3 protein-coding genes and 1 pseudogene are annotated in these 2,877 nt (G+C 69.7%); 3 read left to right on the forward strand and 1 reads right to left on the reverse strand.

Features of this window, described 5'->3' with window-relative positions; genetic code table 11:
- From AB0C84_RS45775 to AB0C84_RS45785, 3 genes and pseudogenes are all read left to right on the forward strand, one after another.
- The coding region (locus tag AB0C84_RS45775) for an arginase family protein (RefSeq protein ID WP_361079131.1) at positions 1 to 401 on the forward strand (401 nt) is incomplete at its 5' end.
- Between the two features lie 78 nt (positions 402 to 479).
- A pseudogene (locus tag AB0C84_RS45780) lies at positions 480 to 831 on the forward strand (transposase); the annotation flags it as partial.
- A 197-nt stretch (positions 832 to 1,028) separates the two neighbouring features.
- The gene (locus AB0C84_RS45785; protein WP_361079134.1) at positions 1,029 to 1,928 is read left to right on the forward strand and encodes a hypothetical protein; all 900 of its coding nucleotides are present in this window, start codon (positions 1,029 to 1,031) and stop codon (positions 1,926 to 1,928) included.
- Positions 1,929 to 1,959: 31 nt separating this feature from the next.
- Here the strand turns inward: AB0C84_RS45785 and AB0C84_RS45790 are convergent.
- On the reverse strand, positions 1,960 to 2,877 hold a 918-nt coding region (locus AB0C84_RS45790; protein WP_361079137.1), incomplete at its 5' end, for an IS481 family transposase.

Consider the following 2,877-nt stretch of genomic DNA (forward strand, 5'->3'; position numbering starts at 1 on the left):
ACGACGAAGGACTCGAAGGGGCGCGAGAGGTACTGGCCGTGGTGGCACCAGCGAGCCAGTGGATCAGTGACCCTGCGGGCACCCTCCGCGTGATCAGAGAGACACTCGCCGCCGAGGAACTCGATGGCTACTGGCTGCACATCGACGTCGACGTTCTTGACCCGTCGATCATGCCGGCCGTCGATAGCCCCGATCCCGGCGGGCTCGACCGCGGACAACTGACCGCGCTGCTCAGCGAACTGGCTGATGAAGCGATCGGCGCCGACGTCTGCATCTTCGACCCCGACCTGGACCCCGACGGCGAATACGCTGAGCTCGTGGCCGACACAATCGCCGACGCCCTCGGCGGCCTCGGCGGCCTCGGACTTTCATCCGACGCCGGGTCGAGAGGGATCGTTTAGACAAGAAAAGTGCCTCCGAGCTGGGAGGGTAGCGCGTGCCGAGAGTCCTGTCCGCACCTGTCCGAAAGCACTTTTCGCGTGAAGACTACAAGTCGCCATGCCAAGCTCGTGGTGTCTTCGGACGGCGCGGGGATCGTCGGGCAGGCCGGCGGGGTGCTGCTGACCGAGGCGCTCCGGGCCACCGGGCTCGACCAAGCACTTTCCGCAGGGCTGGAGCGGTGGCGGACGCCGCGGGCGACCCACGATCCGGGCAAGGTCGTCGCGGACCTGGCGGTGATGCTGACGCTGGGCGGGGACTGCCTGGCCGACGTGGCGGTGCTGCGCTCCTCACCGGAGTTGTTCGGGCCGGTGGCCTCCGACCCGGGTGTCGCGGCTGGTCACCACTCTGGCCCAGGCCGGTTCGCAGGCGTTGCGGGCAATCCGCAAGGCCGTCGCCGCTTCGCGCGCTGTCGGTGAGCTGCTCGCGGGCGTCGACCAGCTCGCGGGTCGCCGGATCCGCCGGGTTGCCGGTGAGCGCGACCAGATCAGTCACCAGCCGCAAGAACTCCTCCGCACTCGGGCCTAGATCGTTGATGGGGGTTTGCTGAACCGGCGGCGGGCATGACGAAGGGCGCCCATGATCAGTGTGTGAAGACAAACCTGGACGCCCTTCTGACCGCACTCTATGTCCATCTGGACGACCATGTCCTGCCATCGGCGGACCGGCCGCGGCGACGCGGGCCGCAGCGGGTGCTCAACGACGCCGAGCTGGTGTGCGTCGCCGTGGCCCAGGTGCTGCTGGGGTGCGATTCGGAGCGGCGGTGGCTGCGGACGGCGCCGGGCAGGGTCGGGCACCTGTTCCCGCGGTTGCCCGGCCAGTCGGAGTACAACCGGCACCTGCGCGAGGCCGCGCCCGCCCTGTTCGCCGCCGCGATGTGGCTGGTGCGGCGGGTTCCGTCCTGGCAGGAGCGGCTGCGTTTGATGGACGGCACCCCGCTGCGGTGCGGCGCCTCGCGCACCACCGTGCACCGCTCGGCGCTGGGCGAGATCGCCGGCTACGGCATGGACAAGTCGCATCACGCCTTCTACTGGGGCGCCAAGCTGATGCTGGTCACCACCACCGAGGGCGCGGTGTGCGCCTTCAGCCTGGCCCACCCCAAGGAACTGGACGAGCGGCTGCAGGCGATCCACCTGCTGCACGTCCAACCGCCCGCGCCCGGGCCGTGCCCGATCGTGTGCGACAAAGGGTTCGCCGGCGCCGGAGTGCACAAGGCCGCCGCCAACTTGGGCCATGTGCCGATCCGGCCCCCGCGCGCCGACGAGCCCGATCCACCGGTGGCGGTGTTCCCGGGCTGGCTGCGTCAGCGCATCGAGGCGGTGATCTGGACCCTGAAGAACCAGTTCGGGCTGGAACGCCACGCCGCCCGCACCACCGAGGGCCTGTGGACACGCGTCTGCCAGCGGATCTGCGCCCTCAACGCCGCCATCTGGCACAACTGGTTGACCGGCGCACCCGTCAAGCGGTCACTGACCGCCTACGACCATTGATCACACGCTCCCCAAAACTCCCATCAACGATCTAGGTGTACTGCCCAGGGACGTTGGTCAATCTGGTGATGGGTGGTTTGCCGCCGGTTGCGGTGTGGGGCCGGTGGTGATTGTAGAAGTGCAGCCATGCTGGGAGGGCTTTGCGGCGGGCTTGTTCGGAGCTGTGGAAGCGGCCCAGTGCCCAGCCGTCGGCCAGGGTGCGGTGGAAGCGTTCGACCTTCCCGTTGGTCTGCGGCCGGTAGGGCCGGGTCTTCTTGGGCCGGATGCCCAACTCGATGCAGGCGTCGTGCCAGGCGTGGGATTTGTAGGCCGAGCCGTTGTCGGTGAGCACTCGCTCGATGGTGACGCCGCGGGCGGCGAACCAGGCGACGGCGTTGCGCAGGACCCCGATGGCGGTGGCGGCCTTCTCGTCGTCGTGGATTTCGGCGTAGGCGAGCCGGGTGTGGTCGTCGATGACGGTGTGCACGAACGCGGTGCCGACGCGCGGTTCATAGCGGGTGCTGCGGGTCCCGGTGCGGCGGGCGGTGGCCTCGCGGTTGCGCCCGCCCTGGAGGCGGCCGACGAACCGCCAGCCGCCGCCGTCGGGGATGTTGCCGAGTTTCTTGACGTCCACGTGCAGCATCGCGCCGGGCCGGTCGTGTTCGTAGCGGCGGATCGGTTCGCCGGTGGCGCGGTCGATGTGCGAGAGCCGGTTGAGGCGGCACCTGGTCAGCACGGCGTGCACGGTCGAGGCCGGCATGTTCAGGCGTCCGGCGATCTGCACCGGGCCCAGCCGCTGCTTCCACCGCAGGTGCACGATCTTGCGGACCACAGGCTGCGGGGTGCGCAATGGGCTGTGATGCGGCCGACAGGATCGGTCGACCATGCCGGCGGCGCCCTGGCGGCGGTACCTGTCGGCCCAGCGTTTGGCGGTCGGCCAGGACACCTCATAGCGTTCGGCCGCCCGCGC

The sequence above is a fragment of the Actinomadura sp. NPDC048955 genome (genome assembly GCF_040649435.1).
Taxonomy (GTDB): Bacteria; Actinomycetota; Actinomycetes; order Streptosporangiales; family Streptosporangiaceae; genus Spirillospora; species Spirillospora luteofluorescens.